The sequence below is a fragment of the Deinococcus puniceus genome, from assembly GCF_001644565.1.
GTDB lineage: Bacteria > Deinococcota > Deinococci > Deinococcales > Deinococcaceae > Deinococcus > Deinococcus puniceus.
The window spans coordinates 1,009,267-1,027,293 of record NZ_CP011387.1 but is presented as its reverse complement, the minus strand read 5'-3'; the positions used below and the strand labels follow the sequence as shown (position 1 = coordinate 1,027,293).

Genomic DNA, 18,027 nt, shown 5'->3' with positions numbered 1-18,027 from the left:
AGGTGAAAAGGCCCACCCAGACGTGTCAGAAAGCTGTCAGATAGACGGAAATCTTTCAGTTGTACACTGATTCAGTGACCGACTTAACATCAGAGACTCCCAGACTGGTTCTGTCTTTACTGACTGGACAGTACGTGGTGGCGCAGCTTCCCGCGTCCTCTCCCCTTCCGGCTTGGGCGGCGGTTGGAGCCTTGTGGGCCATCGTGGGTGCGCCGGGTGAATTGAGTGTAGTCACGGCTGAGGAGAACGTTCCGTCGCCCCTACCGCACGGTTTGAAGCTGGAAAGCGGTTGGGCGGCACTGCGGCTGCATGGCCCTTTCCCCTTTCATCTGACCGGGATTCTGGCAGCGATTTTGAATCCGCTCAAGGACGCTGGTATAGGCATTTTCGCCCTGTCCACCTTCGATACCGATTACGTGCTGGTGAAGGCTGAGCAACTGGCAGAGGCGCGGGCAACCTTGGAAAAGGCGGGGCACAGCTTCAACGACTGAGCGGGCAACACGGGGCTACGCCGTAGTGCCGGACTTCGCGCCGCCTGACGCCGCCCTGACCCGCCGCTCAACTTCGGCTGACACTGCGAGTGCAGGCTTGGGCATGTCCGATTTTTCGCCTCAGTCTGTTGCATTGCCGCCGCGCCTCCCCTCGGTCAGCCACCGGGAAGGCGTGCGGGTGCTGTTGGCCGACGCCTCCGAGGCTTTTTTGAAGGTGGCCCCGCTGCACAGTCTGGGAGACCGGACGAGGCGCGGAGCCATGCTGGACGCCTTTGAAGGCTTTTTGAGCGCAGGCTTAGGCAAGAGCGTGCCGCTGCTGGCCTATACGCGCCTGACAGGAGAAGCGTGGCTGCGAACGTTGGCCGACGCTGAGCGTGCCGAAGCTGCCGCATTGTTGAACGATTTCCGGGCATATCTGCGCGATTGGGGTTGGCTGGACAGTGCCCGCCCGGTGAATCTGCCGGACTGAGGAAACACAGGGGCGGGGACGATCTAGGTTTGCTTTTAGTCCTCCCTCCCCCCACCTAACGCGCCTTCAAGTCCGTCCAGATTCGGTCATAGAGGCGCGTTGTATTCCCTGCTTTGAGTTCGTTGATGAACTCTACTTTGCCACTTTTCAGGTCGTCTTGCGAAGGATTGAAGGCCTTCTGAGAGCGCAAAAATGGGTCGAGGAGGGGCGCGGCGGCAGTGTTGGGGTTGCCGTAATAGGTGTAGTTGCTGATAGCCGCGCTCACTTCGCCGTCCAGCACGAAATTGACGAATTTGCGGGCCAGTGCGGGGTTCGGGCTGCCGCGCAGCAGCACCAGCGTATCGGTGCTGATGGTGGTTCCCTCGCTGGGCAGGTACACCTTCAGGTTGGGGTCTTCGGCAGCGCCTTGCAGCAGGTCGCCCACATAGATTTGGCCCAAATCCAGCGTTCCGGCCAGCAATTTGTTCCGCACTTCCGGGCCGCCACTGAACGATTCAAACCCGCGTTTGGACACCGTGCGGCGCAGCAGATCGCGGGCTTCCCGCAACTGGGCCACGTCGCTGGAATTCACCGAATAGCCCAAATACTTCAGGGCTGCGCCGATGACTTCGCGGGGATCATCCAGCAGCGAAAAGCGCACGGTATCGGTGTCGCCAAAAATCAGCTTCCAACTCTCCGAGGACGGCGTGAACCGCTTGCCGTTGTAGGCCAACCCGGTGGCTGCGTACTGATAAGGCACGGTGTACACGTTGCCGGGGTCAAAATTGGGGTTCAGGAAGCCCGCGCCGATGTTGCCGAAATTGGAGAGCTTCTGGGCCTCCAGCGGTTGCAGCAGTTTGGCCCGCACCATCACCTGAATAAAGTAGTTGCTGGGCGTGGCGAGATCGTAGCTGGCCCCGCCGCCCTGCAATTTGGCCAGCATGTATTCGTTGCTCTCGAAGGTATCCAAGATCACGCGGGCGTTTTCCTGTTTCTCGAACTGCTTGACCACGTCCGGGTCGATGTAATCAGACCACATGATGATTCGCAGGACGCGCCCGCCATTGCGCTCCACGGGCGCGGGCGTGGTGGCCCCCTGCCCCTCGGCGGCGGTGTCGGTGCGTTCTATCCGGTGACAGGCGCTCAGGGACAGCAGCGCCAGCGTCAGCAACAGCGTGCGCTTCATGCCTCTCCCCGGCGGCCCGGACGCGGGCGCATGATGGCGTTGGCCGCGATGATCGCTATCACCGTAAACAGCACCAGCAACGTACTCAGCGCGTTGATGTCGGGCGTCACGCCCTTTTTGACACTGGTGTAGATCAGCACGGGCAGGGTGCGGAAGCCCGAACCACTGGTAAAATACGTGACCACGAAATCGTCGAGGCTGAGGGTAAAGGCCAAGAGCGCCCCCGCCAAGACACCCGGCAAGGCCAGCGGCAAAATCACGCGCAAGAAGGACTGCACCGAACTTGCGCCCAAATCGCGGGCGGCTTCTTCCAGCGAGCGGTCATAGCCTGCCAGCCGCGAACGCACGGTCAGGGCCACATAACTGATCTGGAAGGTAACGTGCGCAAACATGACCGTCCAGAAGCCGTTTTCAAACGTCCAGCCCGTGAGTTCTAGGCCGCCGCGTACCAACGAATAGAACATCAGCAGCGACACGCCCATGACCACATCGGGAATGACGATGGGTGTGACGAGGAGGAACGTGAGCGGCAGCCGGAAGCGGGTGGAATAGCGCCACAGTCCCAGCCCGACCAGCGTGCCCAATACCGTGCTGATGAGCGTGCTGGACAGCGCCACGAGCAGCGTATTGGTCAGTGCCTCGCGCACATCTTCGCGGGCCAGCAGCACGCCGTACCACTTGGTGGTAAAGCCCGCCCAAGTCGCGCCGAATTTGGAATCGTTGAACGAGAAAATGATCAGGACGAGGATGGGCAGGTACAGGAAACCGTAGACCAACCAAGCCCACGCGGAGAGGGCGGGGTGGGTGCGCCGCATCATGCTGGGCCGCCTGCGTGTGAAGGGGCGGGGTCTAAGAGTCTAAGGTGCTGGGCCGCCAGTTTTCTTAGTCCCTCAGACCCTTTGGCCCTTAGACAAAAACCAGCAACTCCATGCCAACTCATATCAGCTCCTCCAAGCCCTTCTGCCCCGCTGACCTCGCATACAGCCACAGGCCCACCAACACCGCGCCCATCAGCAGGAAACTGAGGGCCGAGCCGTAGGGCCAGTCTCCGGCCTGCCCGAATTGGTTTTGCACGAGGTTGCCGATCAGGGCCGTTTTTGCGCCGCCCAGAATGTCGCTGACTACAAAGGTGCCGAGCGCCGGAATAAAGGTCAGCAGGATTCCGGCGATGAGTCCGGGCAAGGTTTGGGGAAACACGGCGGCCATGAACGCCTTTATTGGCGACGCACCGAGGTCTTGGGCCGCTTCCAACAAACGCCAGTCCACCTTTTCCACGCTGGAATACACGGGCAGTACGAAAAACGGCAAGAAGGCGTAGACCATGCCCAAGAAGGTGGCAGTGAGGCTGGGCACCAAGTCGAAGGGACGCAAGATCAGAATCCACGCGTACACGCGGATCAGGAAGTTTGTCCAGAACGGAATAATCAGCAGCAGCAGCAAAAAGCTTTTGCGCCGTGCGGGTTGGCGGGCAATGTAGAAGGCCAGCGGGTAGCCCATCAGGATGCACAGCAACGTGGAGAATCCGGCGATGAGCAGACTGCGCCCCAGCACGCGCAGGTTGTCGGGCACCCATTCGCGGAACAGGGCGTCGTAGCCGAACACGCGGCCCCAGCTTTCTAGCGTGAGTGGGCCGCCCACCTGCGCCAGATCGGTGCGGGTGAGCAGTGAGTAGCCGAACATGATGGCTACGGGAACGATCAGAAAGACGGCCAGCCACAGCACACCGGGGCCGAGCGTGGCAAAAAAGCGCCTAAGCGTCAGCATGTTGAAAGACCGTGAGTGGTGAGTGGTGAGTAGTCAGTGGGAAAAGCGGGCCTTGCAGCCATTCCAGTCGAATCCGCCCTCATCAGCCCTCCTCCAGAATCACGAGGCTGGCGGGCGGCAGATACAGCGCCACTTCTTCCTCATAGTCGAAATCCTCGTCGGCCCCAATGTCCGAGTTCAGTTGGAAGGCCACGAGGCGCTGACCGTTGGCCTCCAGCAGATACTGGTTTTCGGCCCCGGTGTACACGATGTCGTCCACTCGGGCGCGAACCTCATTGCCTTCGGTTTCGTCGTCGCGCTCCATCCGCAGCTTTTCGGGGCGAATAGAGAGCATGACTTCGCGGCCCACGCTCAGGTCTGCGCCGTACACGGTTCGCAGCAGGCCATGTTCGGTCAGGATCACCGCGCCGCCGGGACTGACTTCCTGCACTTTGCCGGGAATCAAATTGCTTTGGCCCAAAAAGTTGGCGACAAACGCCGTGCGGGGACGCTCGTACAGGTCTTCGGCCTTGCCCAGTTGCTCCACACGGCCCCGGTTCATCACGGCAATGCGGTCACTCATGACCAACGCTTCCTCCTGATCATGCGTGACGAACACGAAGGTCATCCCCAGCGTCTCTTGCAAGTTGGACAGTTCCACCTGCAATTCCTTCCGCAGCTTCAAATCGAGGGCCGAAAGGGGTTCGTCGAGGAGCAGTACTTCCGGCTCGTTGACGATGGCGCGGGCCAACGCCACCCGCTGCCGCTGCCCACCCGACAGGTTATCGGGCTTGCGCGTGCCGAAATCTCCGATCCGCACGGTTTCCATAGCCCGGCTTACCCGGTCACGCAGGGCCGCGCCGCCGATGCCTTTTTGCCGCAGCCCGAACGCCACGTTGTCGTACACGCTGAGGTGCGGAAACAGCGCGTAGCTTTGAAAAACAGTATTGACGGGGCGAAGGTTGGGCGGCACACCCGTCATGTCGCGCCCGCCGATCAGGACTGCGCCCGCGTCGGGTTGCTCGAAGCCCGCCAGAATTCGCAGCAGGGTCGTTTTGCCGCAGCCACTCGGCCCCAGCAGACTAAAAAACTCGCCCTTGCGAATATCGAGGTCGATGTCGTCCAGCACCCGCGTGTCTGCGCCCTGCGCGTTGCGGAAGCTTTTGAACACGTCCACGACGCTCACCGCCGCGTCTGCCGACAGTTCGCGGGTGCGGCGGCCCTTGAAGGTGGGGGCGGTTATGGGCGTGCCCTCAGTGCGGAGCAGCGGGGCTGCCTGAGGAGTCGCGGAGAAACCTGCATAGAAAGACGTCCCATACGCAGGGAATTGTAAGGCCTGCGGGGCGGGGAATGGTCAAGGGGCTGGGCAGAGCAACCCCCCCGTTGCGTCGCAATGCCCCCCCTCAAGGGGAGGACAAGTGCTTTTGCGCTCCCCTCTAAGGGGGGCTGGCTGCACAGCAGACTGGGGGGTTTACACGCGGCGTCAACGCTAAACGCTCTCTCATCACCCACGCTTACAGCGTCAGAATCTCGTGCCCCTTAGCCGTGACCACCAGCGTATGCTCGAATTGGGCGCTGGGTTTCTTGTCGGCGGTCACCACTGTCCAGCCGTCCGGCAGCAGGCGGGTTTCGGGGCGGCCCAGATTGATCATAGGTTCGATGGTGAAGACCATGCCGGGTTGCAGTTTCAGGCCCGTGTAGCGTGCGCCGTGATGGTAGATGGTGGGTTCTTCGTGCAGGCGTTTGCCGATGCCGTGCCCGGTGTATTCGCGCACCACGCCGTAGCCCCGGCCTTCCGCGAGGGTCTGGATGGCGTGGCCGATATCGCCTACGCGGGCATTGGGGCGCACCACTTCTAGGCCAGCGGCCAGCGCCTCACGGGTGGTGTCTACGAGGCCCTGCACCTCGGCGCTCACGTTGCCCACCGTGTAGGTAAAGCACGCGTCGCCGTACATCCCGTTCATCAGTACGCCGATGTCTACGCCGATAATGTCGCCTTCTTCCAGCACGCGCCCGTCGGGAATGCCGTGACAGATGACCTCGTTGACGCTGGCGCAGATGGTGCCCGGAAAGGGGTTGGTTTTGGGGCCGTAGCCTAGATACGCCGGAGTCGCGCCGCCTTTGCGGATGTGTTCTTCGGCAATCCGGTCTAGCTCGGCCAACGTCACGCCGGGTTTCACGAAGGGGTCAAGCACCCGGAACGTATCGGCCACCAGCGCCCCCGCACGGCGCATGGTTTCGATTTCGCGGGCAGATTTCAGGGCCACTCGACTCATAACGAATGAGGGTAGCACGCATAAGTCGGTGCTTTGGGAATTGAACTCACGCCAACACCGCCCCCATGGAAAAGGGCATGCCTCCCGCTTTTGACTGCTTGGCTACGACACAGACTGATCAGGCTTCTCAACTCCGCTTCACAAAGCTCTAAACCTGTCCCACACGTCAAAACTTCCCTACTGGATGTGAAAGATCGCCGCCCTTCCAGTCACTCACGCCCCTAAAACCCACCATCAGCGGTTTTGCTGGCCCAAACGCTCTAGGCTCTGGGCATGAAAGTTGTGATCAGTGTGGATATGGAAGGCGTGTGCGGCGTCGCCAGTTGGGTGCAGGTCAGCCCACCGGAATTTGGCGGACTGGTCAACGGCACCGAATATCAGGCGGCCCGCGAACGCATGACGCTGGAAGCGGTGGCCGCCGCGGAGGGCGCGTTTGCGGGCGGGGCCACCGAAGTCCTGATCAACGACAGCCACGACACGATGCGGAACCTGCTGCCCGAACTGCTCCCCGACTTGCCGGGGCTGACGTTTACGAGTGGCAACGACAAACCGCTGAGCATGGTGCAGGGCGTACAAGAACCGGGCACTGGAGCGCTGCTGTTCGTGGGCTATCACGCCCGCGCGGGCAGTCCACGCGGCCCATTGGCGCACACTTGGAACGGCTTTATCCGCGATGTCCGCATCAACGGTCTGTCTACGGGCGAATACGGCCTGAATGCGTTGCTGGCCGGACAATACGGCGTGCCCGTCGTGTTCGCTGCCGGAGACGATGTCGCCATTGCCGAGATTCAGGCGGAATTGGGAGAACAGGTGGTGGGCGTGGCCGTGAAGGAGGGCCTGAGCACCTTTGCCGCCGTGCATCTGCACCCCGCCGAGGCCCAGCGCCGCATTCGGGCTGGGGCAGAAGCGGGCGTGCGGGCAGCAGCACAGGCCACGCCGTACACCACGCGCTGGCCCGCACAGGTTCAGCTCAGTTTCGATCATCAAGCCCGCGCCGATCAGTGCGAGCGTGTTCCCGGCATCATGCGGGTAGACGCCGTCACCGTCGCTTGGCAAAGCCCGGACGCCTTCCATCTGTTTCAGACCTTCCGGCTGCTGGCAACGGTGGCACAGGTGAGGCTGAACGGCTAGGCGCGGCGTTGAGTGCCTCAGCGCCAAGCAGAATGGCTCTCATGCGGCCCGCTTAAGCTGTTTGCATGCGCCGTCTTCTGCTACCTCTGCTGGCCCTCTCCGCCCTGTCTGCCCCCGCCAGTGCCGCGACCCTGTGGGCCGGAGCCAATGCCAATACTGCCGGATACGGCGTTCACGCGGGCGTATCGGTGCTGCGTGTGCCGTTTATTGGCACGTTGGGCGTAGAGGGCAGCGCCGAGCAACAGTGGAACAATGGCCCGAGACGCCTCGCCGCGGGCCTGACGTTGCGTGATGTGAACCTGCCGCTGACACGGGTGGACGCCTTTGGCACGGTGGGCGGCGAATTGTCGAGCGTCAACAGCGATGTGGTGGGCTATGCCGAAGCCGGACTGCGTGGGCCGTTGCTGGGGCCAGCGGGCTGGCGGGCCTTTGTGCGCGGCAACACGGGCGGGCAATTTGGCGGCGGGCTGGGGCTGGAAATCCGGTTCTGAAGTTCAGCTGCTCGTCCCAGCCGTTGTTAATCCCAGCCGTTGAACAGGGCCGCGCCGCGTGAAGTCGGTTTCCAGTAGCGCAGGCTGTAGGCTTCCCAACCCCCCCCAGAGCGCGGGGCGAGGATGCGCTCGCGTTCGGCGGCAGAAAAGGGTGCGGCCAGCCAATCGGCTTCGGGCAAGATGAGTTGGCCGTCTGCGGCGAGAGCGTCCAGCAGTGGGCCTGTGGATTGGTAGCGGCGCTGATCGAGCAACGGTTCCTCATCTCCCGGTAAAACTACGGCGGTCACGCTTTCGCGGTGCAGGGTGAGGCCCACTGCAGCCCCGTACTGGTCTTGCCAATGTCTGACCCAGAAGCTCTGGAAGCCAATTGGTGTCACCGATTGGGCCTGCCATCCCAAGCGTCTTGCCAACCCGTTCAAGTACGGTTCCACTTGTTCAGGCAAGAGGCGGGGCGGGCCGTAACGTTCGGACACCAACAGGTCTAGTACGCTACCCGGATCGATGTTGAGGGCGAAGCTCACCCGCTCCCTATTCACCTGACCAGCACTCCCCTATTCCAACACGCCTTGCAACCGCTCTATTTCGGCTCGCCACGCTTCGGCGTCGGCGGTGTCTTCCCACAAGTCGGGCAATTCGCTGTCTGGGCCGACAATTCGCTCTAGGGCGTCCCGCGCTATATCTTGCAAGGGGGCCAAGTCGGACAGATCGGCGTTTTGCACCCACGAACGCAGGCCCGCGTCAGTCATGCCTGCGGTATCGCCGCCCAGTACGGCAGCCAGCACAGCGGCGGCGGCGTAGGCACGGTGGCCTTCTTCGGCAGCCAAGAACACCGTATCGGGGTCTAGAGCCACCTCGAAGGCTTCGGCCAGCGCAAATTCGCCGTCTTGCACGACTTCCTGCACAAAGGCCGCGCCAGCATCGTTTTCAAAAGGGCCGGTTCCCCAAACGTTCATGGCTCTATATTGCCAGCTTTGAAACAGTCTAGACGACAATGAAGAAAACTTCACACTTTTCGCCGTTCGCTAAATGACTTGGTGTTAAGGTTACACGGATGAAATTCTTTTGGCCTCTGCTCCTTCTGCCCGCAAGTTTTGCCCTCGCTGCCACACCTAACGAGGAAAACATCGTATTCAATGCGTACATGGACGCCAAAAACGGTGGCCAGTCCCTTGACCGAGGTCTGATTGGCGACGCCGTGGAGCAGTACGCCAGTTGCGCCAAGTTGTTGGATGCGGCTCTTAAAGCAAATCCGGCGCTGGGCAGCGAACAGGTGCCGAATTCTAATCCCGTACATACTGTGAAATACGTTTCTGACTACTGCGCCGATGCGTATAAAACTTATCAGCCGTTAGACAACCCTGAAGTGCAAGCCGTGCAGTATCAAATCAAAAGCGCCTTCCGCAAGGCGTGGCCCGCCGCGCTTGAAAATGCCTATAACGATGCGGTTCGCGCCCAGTTGCTCACCGACTGCGCCAAGGTGGTTCGCAACGGTCTCAAACTGTACCCGGACTTGAGCGACCTGCCCGTCGATGGAGGCAGCGTAACCATTGAAGATGCGGGCAAAGACTGCGAAGCCCGCCTCGTCGGGGCGCAAAAAGTAGTGGGGGCCGCCAATGGCACCGCGCTGACTGAACTGGGCAAACTCAAATCTACCTACGAGGGCTATCTCAAAACTTACGAAAAGGCCGCCGCACGTCCGGGCAAAACCGATGTAGACGTGCTGCTGAAGTTCCGCGATTTGAGGTCTGCGGCGCATCTCCTCGCTGATGTGGCCTCTATCATCGAGGAAACCGCTACTAAATCCACTTTGCCGGGCACGACGAAACTAGGCAACACCACCGTCAAAGCCTTGGTAGACGCGACGGAAGCCAGCAGAGCCAAAGCAGAGGCCGCTGTTAAAGCCATCAAGCCTGCTGCTGACCGTATTTTTGACAAGCAGTATGCCCAACTCGTAGCCGCGATGCCCAAGCAAGCGGGCGGGGAGCGTCTGAAAATCTTTACCCGTCAGGGCATCCCCGCCGATTGGAACGGTGGCCCAGTGTTCAGCAAGTACGGCATTTACAGTGCCGATGGCGTGGCCTTGGCAAAGGATATCGCCACCGCTACTAAATGGTTCTACGGCGCAAACAGTTCGGGCTGCACCTACATCTATACTTTTAACAAAAACGTTGTCGTAAAAGTAGAAAAGCCTATCGGCTGCTAAAGTCACGGGACAAGAGGAAGCCGACGAGAGTGAAATTCGTCGGCTTCCTCTTATAACGTACCCGCTCCAGCACCTTAGACCCTAGCCTTTTACACCCTTAGACGCCCCGCCCAGAACGCCCGCTCACACCTCAGCCGTCTGCTGGCCGTACCGCTGCTCCACGTACTTTTCCATGAGTTCCTGAAAGTCTTCGGCGATGCGGGGGCCGCGCAAGGTGGTCAGGAGCTTGCCGTCCTGATACACCGGGGCGCGGGGGTCTTCGCCAGTACCGGGAAGCGAAATCCCGATGTTGGCGTGCTTGCTCTCGCCGGGGCCGTTGACGATGCAGCCCATGACGGCCACCTGCATCTCCTCCACTCCGGGATACCGCGCCTTCCAGTCGGGCATGGTGTCGCGGATATAGTCCTGAATCTTCTGAGCCAACTCCTGAAAAAAGATAGATGTGGTGCGCCCGCAACCGGGGCAACTCGTGACCTGAGGCAAAAACTGACGGATGCCGAGGCTTTGCAGGATTTGCTGCGCCACTTCCACCTCCAGTTTGCGGCTGGCCCCCGGCTCCGGCGTCAGGCTTACGCGGATCGTGTCGCCAATGCCTTCCGTCAGCAGCGGCGCGAGGGCCACACTGCTCGCCACGATGCCCTTCATGCCCATGCCCGCTTCGGTGAGGCCGAGGTGCAGGGGGTAATCGCAGAGGGCCGCCAATTGGCGGTACACCTGCCACAATTCCGGGGCACTGCTAACCTTCACCGAGATCAGGATTTTGTCGTGTGCGAGGCCCAATTTTTCGGCATAGGCGGCACTCTCCAGCGCCGACACCACCATCGCGTCGATCATCACGTCAGTCGCGGTTTTGGGGCTGCCAGCCGCCGCGTTCTGATCCATCAGGCGGGCCAACACCTGCTGATCGAGGCTGCCCCAGTTCACGCCGATCCGCACGGGCTTATCAAACTCTTTGGCGACTTCGATCATGGTGGCAAAGTTGGCGTCGTGGTGCTGGCCCGCGCCCACATTGCCGGGGTTGATGCGGTATTTGGCGAGCAGCCGGGCCGTTTCGGGGAATTCGCGCAGCAAGATGTGGCCGTTGTAATGAAAGTCCCCGACGATGGGCACGTTGATGCCCACTTCGGCCAGCCGCGCCACGATGTCGGGAATGGCAGCGGCGGCCTCGCGGGTATTCACGGTCACGCGCACCAGTTCGGAGCCTGCCCGCACCAGTTGGGCAATCTGAATGGCGGTGCCTTCGGCGTCGGCGGTGTCAGTGTTGGTCATGGACTGCACCACCACCGGATGCTGACTCCCCACAGGGACATGGCCCACCCAAGCGGTGACGGTTTGGCGGCGTGCAGGACTCATGGCTCTAGTTTACGCGGCGGGCGGCGGGAAGAAAGGGATAACGGCGGCAAGTGGGGACAATAGCCTGTACACTCCCCTCCAAAGGGGGCTGGCTGCGGACTGGTATAGCTCCGTAGGAGAGCAGACTGTGGGGTTCGCCCGCCACCACCAACTCCCTATCAAAACTGCAAAGCGTTACAACCATAACAGTGGGAAAGGCAAAACAGACTCAGCGTCGTTTTGCCTTTCCCACTCACTACTTACCGTCTTTTCACTGCACTGGAACCTTGATCACCCCGTCCGTCACCAATTTCTGAATCTTACCGAGGTCTTTTTCCATTTGGGGCGTAATCAGGGCGCGGTTGGTCTTTTCGATGACCAGTTCTATGCCGCCGTTTTGCAGGGCAAAGCCGCGTTCGCCGGGTCGCCAAGGCCTGCCCGCCGCGATGTCGCTCAGGATGGCATAGACGGCGTTGTCGGCCCGCTTGACCACGCTGGTCAGGGTGTGATTGAGCGTGCTGGCGTCGATATCGGTGTCGCCCCAGCGGTTCATATTGCTCTCGGTGCCGATGGCGAATACGGGGCGGGTGTCGCCCTTGCAGGTGTCTTTGTAGGCACCGCTGCGGGGCACAGCCTTGAACATGTCGCTCTTGAAGGTCACGCCTTTGGGCAGGGTCTTGGCGTTCAGGCATTCCACGGTGCCCGCCGCACTGACCACGCCCCGGCTGCTACTTCCGGCGGCGGCCAGCACGATGTCTGCGCCTTTGGCAAACAGCCCTTTGGTAATGGTGGTGGCCCCAAAGGTGTCGTTGGGCTTGGTCACGTTGGCGGTCAGCACGGTGCATTTGCCGCACACGAATTTTACGCCCGCGATAAAGCCTGCGCGGTATTTGATGGTGACAGGATCGTTGCCCGCGCCCACCACGCCCAGAATCTGGGTGCTGCTGGCTTTGCCCGCCAACGCGCCCGCAAGGAAGCCGCCTTCATGCTCGCGGAAGCGCAGGCCCGCCGTGTTCAGGCCGCTGGGCAGGCTGTCTACGCCGATAAACTTGACCTTCGGGAACTCCTTGGCGATCTTGGTCAGTGCGCCCACGCTGATGCCGCCCACCGCGACCACCACCGTATTGGCTTTGGCCGCGTCCCGAATCTGGGTCAAGGCGTCGTCGGCATCCACCACCGCGTTGGAGCCGAAGGCAATGCCGCTGTCGCGCACCACGCGGTCTAGGCCGTCCGAGGCGCTTTGGTTGATGGCGTTGTCGGCCCGCCCCGCCGGATCGAACAGCAGCATGACGCTGGGCACAGCGGGGGCGGAGGCGGCCAGACTGACGAACAGAAGAAGGGAAACACTCAGGACAGCACGGCGGCGAGAAGGCAATGTCTTCATACGCTCCTTTCACTGGCATGCATGCGCCGACCCGAACGGTCAAAGCGTCATAGATGACAGAAGTGAGGGGTTTGGATTGTGAAGCGTGAACTTGACCTTTAGCCTAGCCGACCCGTTCGTGCGTCCGTCTTACTGACCTTACTGAGTCGGCACCTTAATCACGCCGTCGGTAATCAGTTGCTCCACTTTTTTCAGGCTGGTTTCCAGGGCCGCCGGAATCAGGGCGCGGTTGTGGCTGTCAATCGCCACGCTGACCCCGCCGTTGCTGAGGCCGAAGGAACGGTCTCCCCCGCGCCAGGGCCGGTCTTCGGCGTATTCCTTGATGATGGTGTACACGGCGTTGTCCACCCGTTTGACCATGCTGGTCAGGCCGTGATTGAGGGTGTTCACCTTCTTATCAAAGTCGCCCAGCGCGTTCTGGTTGGTGTCCACGCCGATGAAAAACAGCGGGCGAGAATCGGTGGTGCAGAGCTTTTTGTAGGTGGCGCTCTTGGCGACTGCGGCAAACAGGTCACTCTTGAAGGTCACGCCCGCAGGCAAGTTGGCCGCCCTGATGCACGGCTGCCCCTTGATGAAATTCACGACGCCCTGACCGCTGCCCCCCGCTGCCGGGAAAATCACGTCTACGCCCTGTTTGGTCATGCTGGCGGCAATCACGGCGGCGGCTTTGGGGTCATTGAATCCGGCGCTGGTTTTGGCCACGAAGGCTGTGACGACTCGGCAATTGGGGCAGGCGAATTTCACGCCCGCCGCGAAGCCTGCGCGGAATTTCTGGATCACGGGCACATCTACGCCGCCCACAAAGCCCACGATGCCCGTGCTGCTCTGCTTGCCCGCCAAAAAACCCGCCAAAAAGCTGCCTTCCTGCTCGCGGAAACGCAGGCCCACGGCATTTTTACCTTTGGGCAGGTCATCGACCACTGCAAAACGGCTGTCCATAAACTCGGAGGCCGTGCGGGTAATCGCGTCGTTGTTGGCGTACCCCACGCCGATGACCAGTCCCGCACCGCCCCGGATGAGCGGAGACACGCCCTGCCCGATCTCGGTGGCCTTTTTGGGCTGCGACGTTCTGATGGTCAGTCCCAGTTCTTTGGCCGCACGCTGCGCTCCCTCATAGGCCGCTTGGTTAAAGCCGCCGTCCTTGATGCCGCCCACGTCGAACGCGAGGCCGATGGTCTTGGCGGGCGCAGTCTGAGCCACACTGGGCGCGGCCCCGGCCAACGCCAACGACGCTACCAAGACGAGACGGGCAGACCCAGAAAGGCGGCGAGCAGAAGCCGAAGCGACTGTTGGGAGAACCTTCATAGGACGAGCGGTGGCAGTGCGTTTCATCGGCTCCATGCTGCCGTGCCTTCCCGCGTCTGCCCGTATGTTTTCTCGCGCCCAGTGCGCCCCAGCGTGAAAAAAGCATCAATTCACCCGCTGGGGGTGCTTCATCCGCTGGGGGGGCGGGGGGCCTGCTGGAATGGATTATTCCGAGTCGGTTGCTCCGGGTCGTCTCGCTGATTCCGTCCGTCATGCTGTCCCCCCTTGACCCCCGACCCACTTCCCCCCAAACTGGAATCCGTATACGCTGAATTCACACAACCCACAGGCAACGCTTGCCGTCTGGCACGACCTTCTTCTGCACCTTGCAGGCGGGCCGTGCCAGACGCCTTTTTCATGCTCTCGATTTTCTTTGTCCCGGAGGTTTCCTATGACCACAAGCACTTTTTTTTCGTCCATCCTGAGTGCCCAGCACGACCACACACCCGCTTACACCTCGCAGTTGGGGGCGGCGCGGGGAAACAGCGTGACCGTCCGAATGAGAACCACCTTACCTGTGACGGCGGTACGCCTGCGTGTGGTACAGGTGGGCGAAATCGAGAGCTTTGTAGCGCGGGAGGTGGGGGATTTAGGGGGAGAAGGCCGCTGGTTCGAGGCCGAATTGCCGCTGCACAGTGACCGTGTGCGCTATGCGTGGACACTGGATTTACCCGGCGATCACCTGAACCTGACGGCGCTGGGGCTGCACCACACCCGCCGGGGCTTCCGCAATTGGTTTCAGTATTTGGCAGGCCACACCGCCCCGGAATGGGCCTGGCGCAGCGTGTTCTATCAAATCTTTCCAGACCGCTTCCGCAACGGCGACCCCGCCAACGACGTACAAACCGGGGAATACATCTATGAGGGCCGCCCGGTAGAGCATGTGGAATGGAATACGCCCGTAGACGCGCACGGCGACATTCACGCCCACTACGGCGGCGACCTGAACGGCGTGACTCAGGCCCTGCCGTACCTAACCGATTTGGGCATCAATGCGCTGTGGTTGACGCCGATTTTCGTCTCGCCCTCCAATCACCGCTACGACATCACCGATTACCGCCGAGTCGACCCCCACTTGGGCGGCGAAGCGGCGTGGGATGAATTGGCGCAGGCCGCCGAAGCCGCAGGCGTGAAGCTGGTGCTGGACGGCGTGTTCAACCATATGGGCAACGAGAATGCGCTGTTTCAGGCGGCCCTGAAGGACGAAGCGGCCCCCGAGCGCGGCCTGTTTACATGGCGTGACACGCCCGGCAAGCCCCCCTATCACGCCTTTTTTGATGTGCCGACGCTGCCCAAAATCGATTACCGCAACGAATTGGCGGTGCAGGAATTTCTAAGCGGAGAAGAGAGCGTAGTGCGTTACTGGCTGCGGCGTGGAGCGGCGGGCTGGCGGCTGGATGTGGCCCACATGATCGGCACGGACGGCACCGACGACGACAACTTGCCTCTGCACCGCGCCCTCAAATCGGCGGCGCGGCAGGAAAAACCAGACGCCTTCATTTTCGGCGAGCGCTTTTTTGACCCCGAACACGCGTTGGACGGTAAGGGCGAGGACAGCGCCATGAATTACCACGGCTTCGGGCTGCCCGTGATGCAGTGGCTGAGTGGGGCCACCTACTTTTCGGAACCCAGCCAACTCGCGGGGCCGGAAGTGGCCGAAATCCTCTGGGACGCTTACCATGCGCTGCCGCCGCAAGTAGGCCTCAGCATGGTGAACCTGCTGGAATCGCACGACATCGGACGGGCCATGTACCGGGTGGGCAATGACCGCACGCGCTTTCTGGCGGCCTTTACGCTGCTGATGGGCTACGCGGGCGTGCCCTGCACCTACTACGGCACCGAGGTGGGCGTGACCCAGAGCCGAGCCGGAAATATGCCGTGGTGCCGCGAGCCGATGCCTTGGGACGAAGCCGACTGGGACACCGATCTCCGCGCCAAAGTGAAGGCCCTGATTGGGGTGCGCCGCAAGACACACGCCTTGCAAGAAGGCAATCTGCGGTTCCTGCACGCCGAGGCCGACGCCATCGCTTACTTGCGCGAATACACGCACGCAGACGGGCGCACCGAACGCGCCGCTGTGTGCGCCAGCCGCCGCACCGAATCGCACGAAATTACGCTGACGCTGCCCGCTGGAGAATGGCGCGACGCACTGACAGGCGAGATGTGGACAGGTGGAGAAGTGACGCTGAATGCAATGGGCGGGCGGTTGCTGCTTCAGGGGTGATAACACCGATTTATAAACGGAATGAACTCCCTCACCCTTGAGGGGGTACGGGTGGGGACTCGCAGAGCTGCGGAGCAGAGGGGGTGAGTGAGCAAAGCGATTGCTCTTCCACCAGCGCCCCCACCCAAGCCTCAGCCGCTCCCGGCGAACGCAAGCGAATTACCTTCAGATGTGGAAACTGGGCGATCTGCTGGGGTGTTTCGCGCCGACGTTTCCAGTGGGTGCGGAAAAACCACGGCAAGACACTTTCCCGCGAAAACTGCCCGCGCAGGCTTTCGCGGTTGCCGTTCCAGAGTTCTTCCTGCGACACCGTTCGCCGCACGGTACGTGTCAGCAAGCGCCAGAACACCACCTGCCCCGGATAATCCAGCCACACCAAGGTATCGGCCCGCGCCCAGCCGATGTCTCTCGCCTTGCTGTAGTTGCCGTCCATGACCCAAGCGTTTTGGGACGTAAAGGCAGCCACCTGCGCCCGGAAGTGTTCGGTAGGCGCGGCCTGCCAACCGGGTTGATGGTTCCATGCGTCCTGCTCGCCGTGTGGCAAGGCCAAACGCCCGGCAATAGCACGCGCCAACGTGGTTTTGCCACTGCCTGTGGTGCCGATAACCAAGATGCGCTGCACTGGGATAGCAGAGCATGGGCAGGAGCGGAGGGAAATAGGCCGATTGACGGAGGGCGGCATTTCAAGCGTCCGCCTCCCACTTCCGGCCCCTGATATGGACTTGCTCTGATTCCCGAACATCCGCAACATCACCGGATGTTCGTCCATCGCCGCCAGCCCATACTCTTCGCCACTCGCTCTGCTCGGATGATTCTCGCGAATCATCGCAATTTGGTATGAGTTACACTTGTGCGACATGGCACATGCAACCGACGGGCAACTGTACTCCGCTTGGATAGACCTGCTGGGCTGGCTGGACGCCGAGGCTGCGGCGCGTGGCCTGACCTTCACCAAAATTGCCGATTTCCCCGACTACATCTACCGCATGGAGCGCCCCTACGACTTGCCCACCACCGTGATGAGCGTCAGTGTGGGCACGGGCGGGCAACCGTTGTTGGTGGCCGCCGTCAGCCCGCGCCATGTAGATTTGAAGGGAATCAGCCTGCGCCTGATGGGCGGCAGCAAGCATTGGCATCTGCATGCAGGGCCAGAAGGCGGCCTGTGGGAAGGCAAACGCGCCTTTACGCGGGAACGGTTGGGGCTGCTGCTGACGGGAGCGGTGCAGGGAGTAGCGTAGAAACCAGTGAGTGGTGAGTAGGAAGTGGAAAAAGAGAAGGGCAAACGCACCCGGATTGATCGGGGGGTTTGCCTTTTCCACTGACCACTACCGGGTTCTAAAGCACCGTGAAAGCGAAAAATCCCGCCCCTACTCCCAAGAGCGTGCCGATCCCCACCTCTAAATAGGTGTGGCCCAACAACACCCGCAGCGGCAGCGGCGCAAAGCCTTCGCGCACCACGGCCCGCAGTTCGTCCACGAGTTCGTTCAGCAAGCGGGCCTGCATGCCGCTGCTGTGGCGGACTCCGGTGGCGTCGTACATCACGATCAGGGCAAACACGGCGCTGGCGGCAAACAGCGGGCTGCCGACGCCTTGGGTCAGGCCAATTCCGGTGGTCAGGGCCGCCACCATAGCCGAGTGGCTGCTGGGCATGCCGCCCGTTTCCATGAAGGCAGCGGGCCGCCAGCGCCGCTCTATCAATAAAATCAGGAGGACTTTGAGCACCTGTGCGCCCGTAGAGGCCAGCACAGCCGTCAGCAGCCAGCGGTTTCCGAGAAGTTCAGCGAACGTATTCACGCGGAGCTTAGTCTAGCGG

The 18,027-nt window shown here is 61.4% G+C and carries 19 protein-coding genes; 7 read left to right on the top strand and 12 right to left on the bottom strand.

What is annotated here, in order from left to right; translation table 11 throughout:
* The first annotated feature begins 74 nt into the window (after positions 1–74).
* Together SU48_RS04710 and SU48_RS04705 are read left to right on the top strand one after the other, a co-directional pair.
* Entirely contained in the window at positions 75–491 is a 417-nt protein-coding gene (locus tag SU48_RS04710; RefSeq protein WP_231881685.1) for an ACT domain-containing protein, read from the top strand.
* Between the two features lie 25 nt (positions 492–516).
* Positions 517–960, top strand: a complete 444-nt coding sequence (locus SU48_RS04705) for a hypothetical protein (protein WP_231881684.1) — start codon at positions 517–519, stop codon at positions 958–960.
* A gap of 55 nt (positions 961–1,015) precedes the next feature.
* On the opposite strand, the gene SU48_RS04700 is transcribed toward SU48_RS04705, so the two are convergent.
* From SU48_RS04700 to map, 5 genes are all read right to left on the bottom strand, one after another.
* Entirely contained in the window at positions 1,016–2,125 is a 1,110-nt protein-coding gene (locus tag SU48_RS04700; protein WP_082869665.1) for a polyamine ABC transporter substrate-binding protein, read from the bottom strand.
* Complete coding sequence (locus tag SU48_RS04695; RefSeq protein ID WP_082869664.1) at positions 2,122–2,943, bottom strand: ABC transporter permease; 822 nt, start codon at positions 2,941–2,943, stop codon at positions 2,122–2,124. Before SU48_RS04695 ends, SU48_RS04700 begins: the two co-directional genes overlap by 4 nt.
* Before the next feature lie 118 nt (positions 2,944–3,061).
* Positions 3,062–3,889 (bottom strand): ABC transporter permease, encoded by an 828-nt coding sequence (locus tag SU48_RS04690; RefSeq protein WP_064014243.1) that lies wholly within the window; start codon positions 3,887–3,889, stop codon positions 3,062–3,064.
* Positions 3,890–3,971: 82 nt separating this feature from the next.
* Positions 3,972–5,045, bottom strand: a complete 1,074-nt coding sequence (locus SU48_RS04685) for an ABC transporter ATP-binding protein (RefSeq protein WP_231881683.1) — start codon at positions 5,043–5,045, stop codon at positions 3,972–3,974.
* A gap of 337 nt (positions 5,046–5,382) precedes the next feature.
* Entirely contained in the window at positions 5,383–6,144 is a 762-nt protein-coding gene (gene map, locus SU48_RS04680) for a type I methionyl aminopeptidase (protein ID WP_064014241.1), read from the bottom strand.
* 273 nt (positions 6,145–6,417) lie between these two features.
* Here map and SU48_RS04675 point away from each other — a divergent pair, with 273 nt between their 5' ends.
* Complete coding sequence (locus SU48_RS04675) at positions 6,418–7,275, top strand: M55 family metallopeptidase (RefSeq protein WP_064014240.1); 858 nt, start codon at positions 6,418–6,420, stop codon at positions 7,273–7,275.
* A 65-nt stretch (positions 7,276–7,340) separates the two neighbouring features.
* Positions 7,341–7,766, top strand: a complete 426-nt coding sequence (locus SU48_RS04670) for a hypothetical protein (RefSeq protein WP_064014239.1) — start codon at positions 7,341–7,343, stop codon at positions 7,764–7,766.
* 26 nt (positions 7,767–7,792) lie between these two features.
* Here SU48_RS04670 and SU48_RS04665 read toward each other — a convergent pair whose 3' ends face one another.
* Entirely contained in the window at positions 7,793–8,287 is a 495-nt protein-coding gene (locus tag SU48_RS04665; protein WP_064014238.1) for a hypothetical protein, read from the bottom strand.
* A gap of 30 nt (positions 8,288–8,317) precedes the next feature.
* Positions 8,318–8,719, bottom strand: a complete 402-nt coding sequence (locus tag SU48_RS04660) for a DUF4259 domain-containing protein (protein ID WP_064014237.1) — start codon at positions 8,717–8,719, stop codon at positions 8,318–8,320.
* Positions 8,720–8,907: 188 nt separating this feature from the next.
* On the opposite strand from SU48_RS04660, the gene SU48_RS04655 reads away from it, so the two are divergent.
* Positions 8,908–9,969: a hypothetical protein gene (locus SU48_RS04655; RefSeq protein ID WP_197474685.1), complete on the top strand. Its 1,062-nt coding sequence runs from the start codon at positions 8,908–8,910 to the stop codon at positions 9,967–9,969.
* Positions 9,970–10,092: 123 nt separating this feature from the next.
* Here the strand turns inward: SU48_RS04655 and ispG are convergent, their stop codons facing one another.
* The 3 genes from ispG to SU48_RS04640 form a co-directional block, all read right to left on the bottom strand.
* A complete protein-coding gene (ispG, locus tag SU48_RS04650) occupies positions 10,093–11,322 on the bottom strand; it encodes a flavodoxin-dependent (E)-4-hydroxy-3-methylbut-2-enyl-diphosphate synthase (RefSeq protein ID WP_064014235.1) in 1,230 nt (409 codons plus the stop codon).
* A 250-nt stretch (positions 11,323–11,572) separates the two neighbouring features.
* Positions 11,573–12,685, bottom strand: a complete 1,113-nt coding sequence (locus SU48_RS04645) for a BMP family lipoprotein (RefSeq protein ID WP_064014234.1) — start codon at positions 12,683–12,685, stop codon at positions 11,573–11,575.
* Between the two features lie 138 nt (positions 12,686–12,823).
* Positions 12,824–13,885, bottom strand: a complete 1,062-nt coding sequence (locus SU48_RS04640; protein ID WP_064015841.1) for a BMP family ABC transporter substrate-binding protein — start codon at positions 13,883–13,885, stop codon at positions 12,824–12,826.
* Between the two features lie 496 nt (positions 13,886–14,381).
* On the opposite strand from SU48_RS04640, the gene SU48_RS04635 reads away from it, so the two are divergent.
* The gene (locus SU48_RS04635) at positions 14,382–16,214 is read left to right on the top strand and encodes an alpha-amylase family glycosyl hydrolase (RefSeq protein ID WP_064014233.1); all 1,833 of its coding nucleotides are present in this window, start codon (positions 14,382–14,384) and stop codon (positions 16,212–16,214) included.
* Positions 16,215–16,245: 31 nt separating this feature from the next.
* On the opposite strand, the gene SU48_RS04630 is transcribed toward SU48_RS04635, so the two are convergent.
* Positions 16,246–16,836: a P-loop NTPase family protein gene (locus SU48_RS04630; protein ID WP_231881681.1), complete on the bottom strand. Its 591-nt coding sequence runs from the start codon at positions 16,834–16,836 to the stop codon at positions 16,246–16,248.
* A 235-nt stretch (positions 16,837–17,071) separates the two neighbouring features.
* On the opposite strand from SU48_RS04630, the gene SU48_RS04625 reads away from it, so the two are divergent.
* A complete protein-coding gene (locus tag SU48_RS04625) occupies positions 17,072–17,452 on the top strand; it encodes an NADH-quinone oxidoreductase subunit 15 (RefSeq protein ID WP_064014232.1) in 381 nt (126 codons plus the stop codon).
* Between the two features lie 97 nt (positions 17,453–17,549).
* Here SU48_RS04625 and SU48_RS04620 read toward each other — a convergent pair whose 3' ends face one another.
* Positions 17,550–18,008 (bottom strand): divergent PAP2 family protein, encoded by a 459-nt coding sequence (locus SU48_RS04620; protein ID WP_064014231.1) that lies wholly within the window; start codon positions 18,006–18,008, stop codon positions 17,550–17,552.
* Between the last annotated feature and the right edge of the window lie 19 nt (positions 18,009–18,027).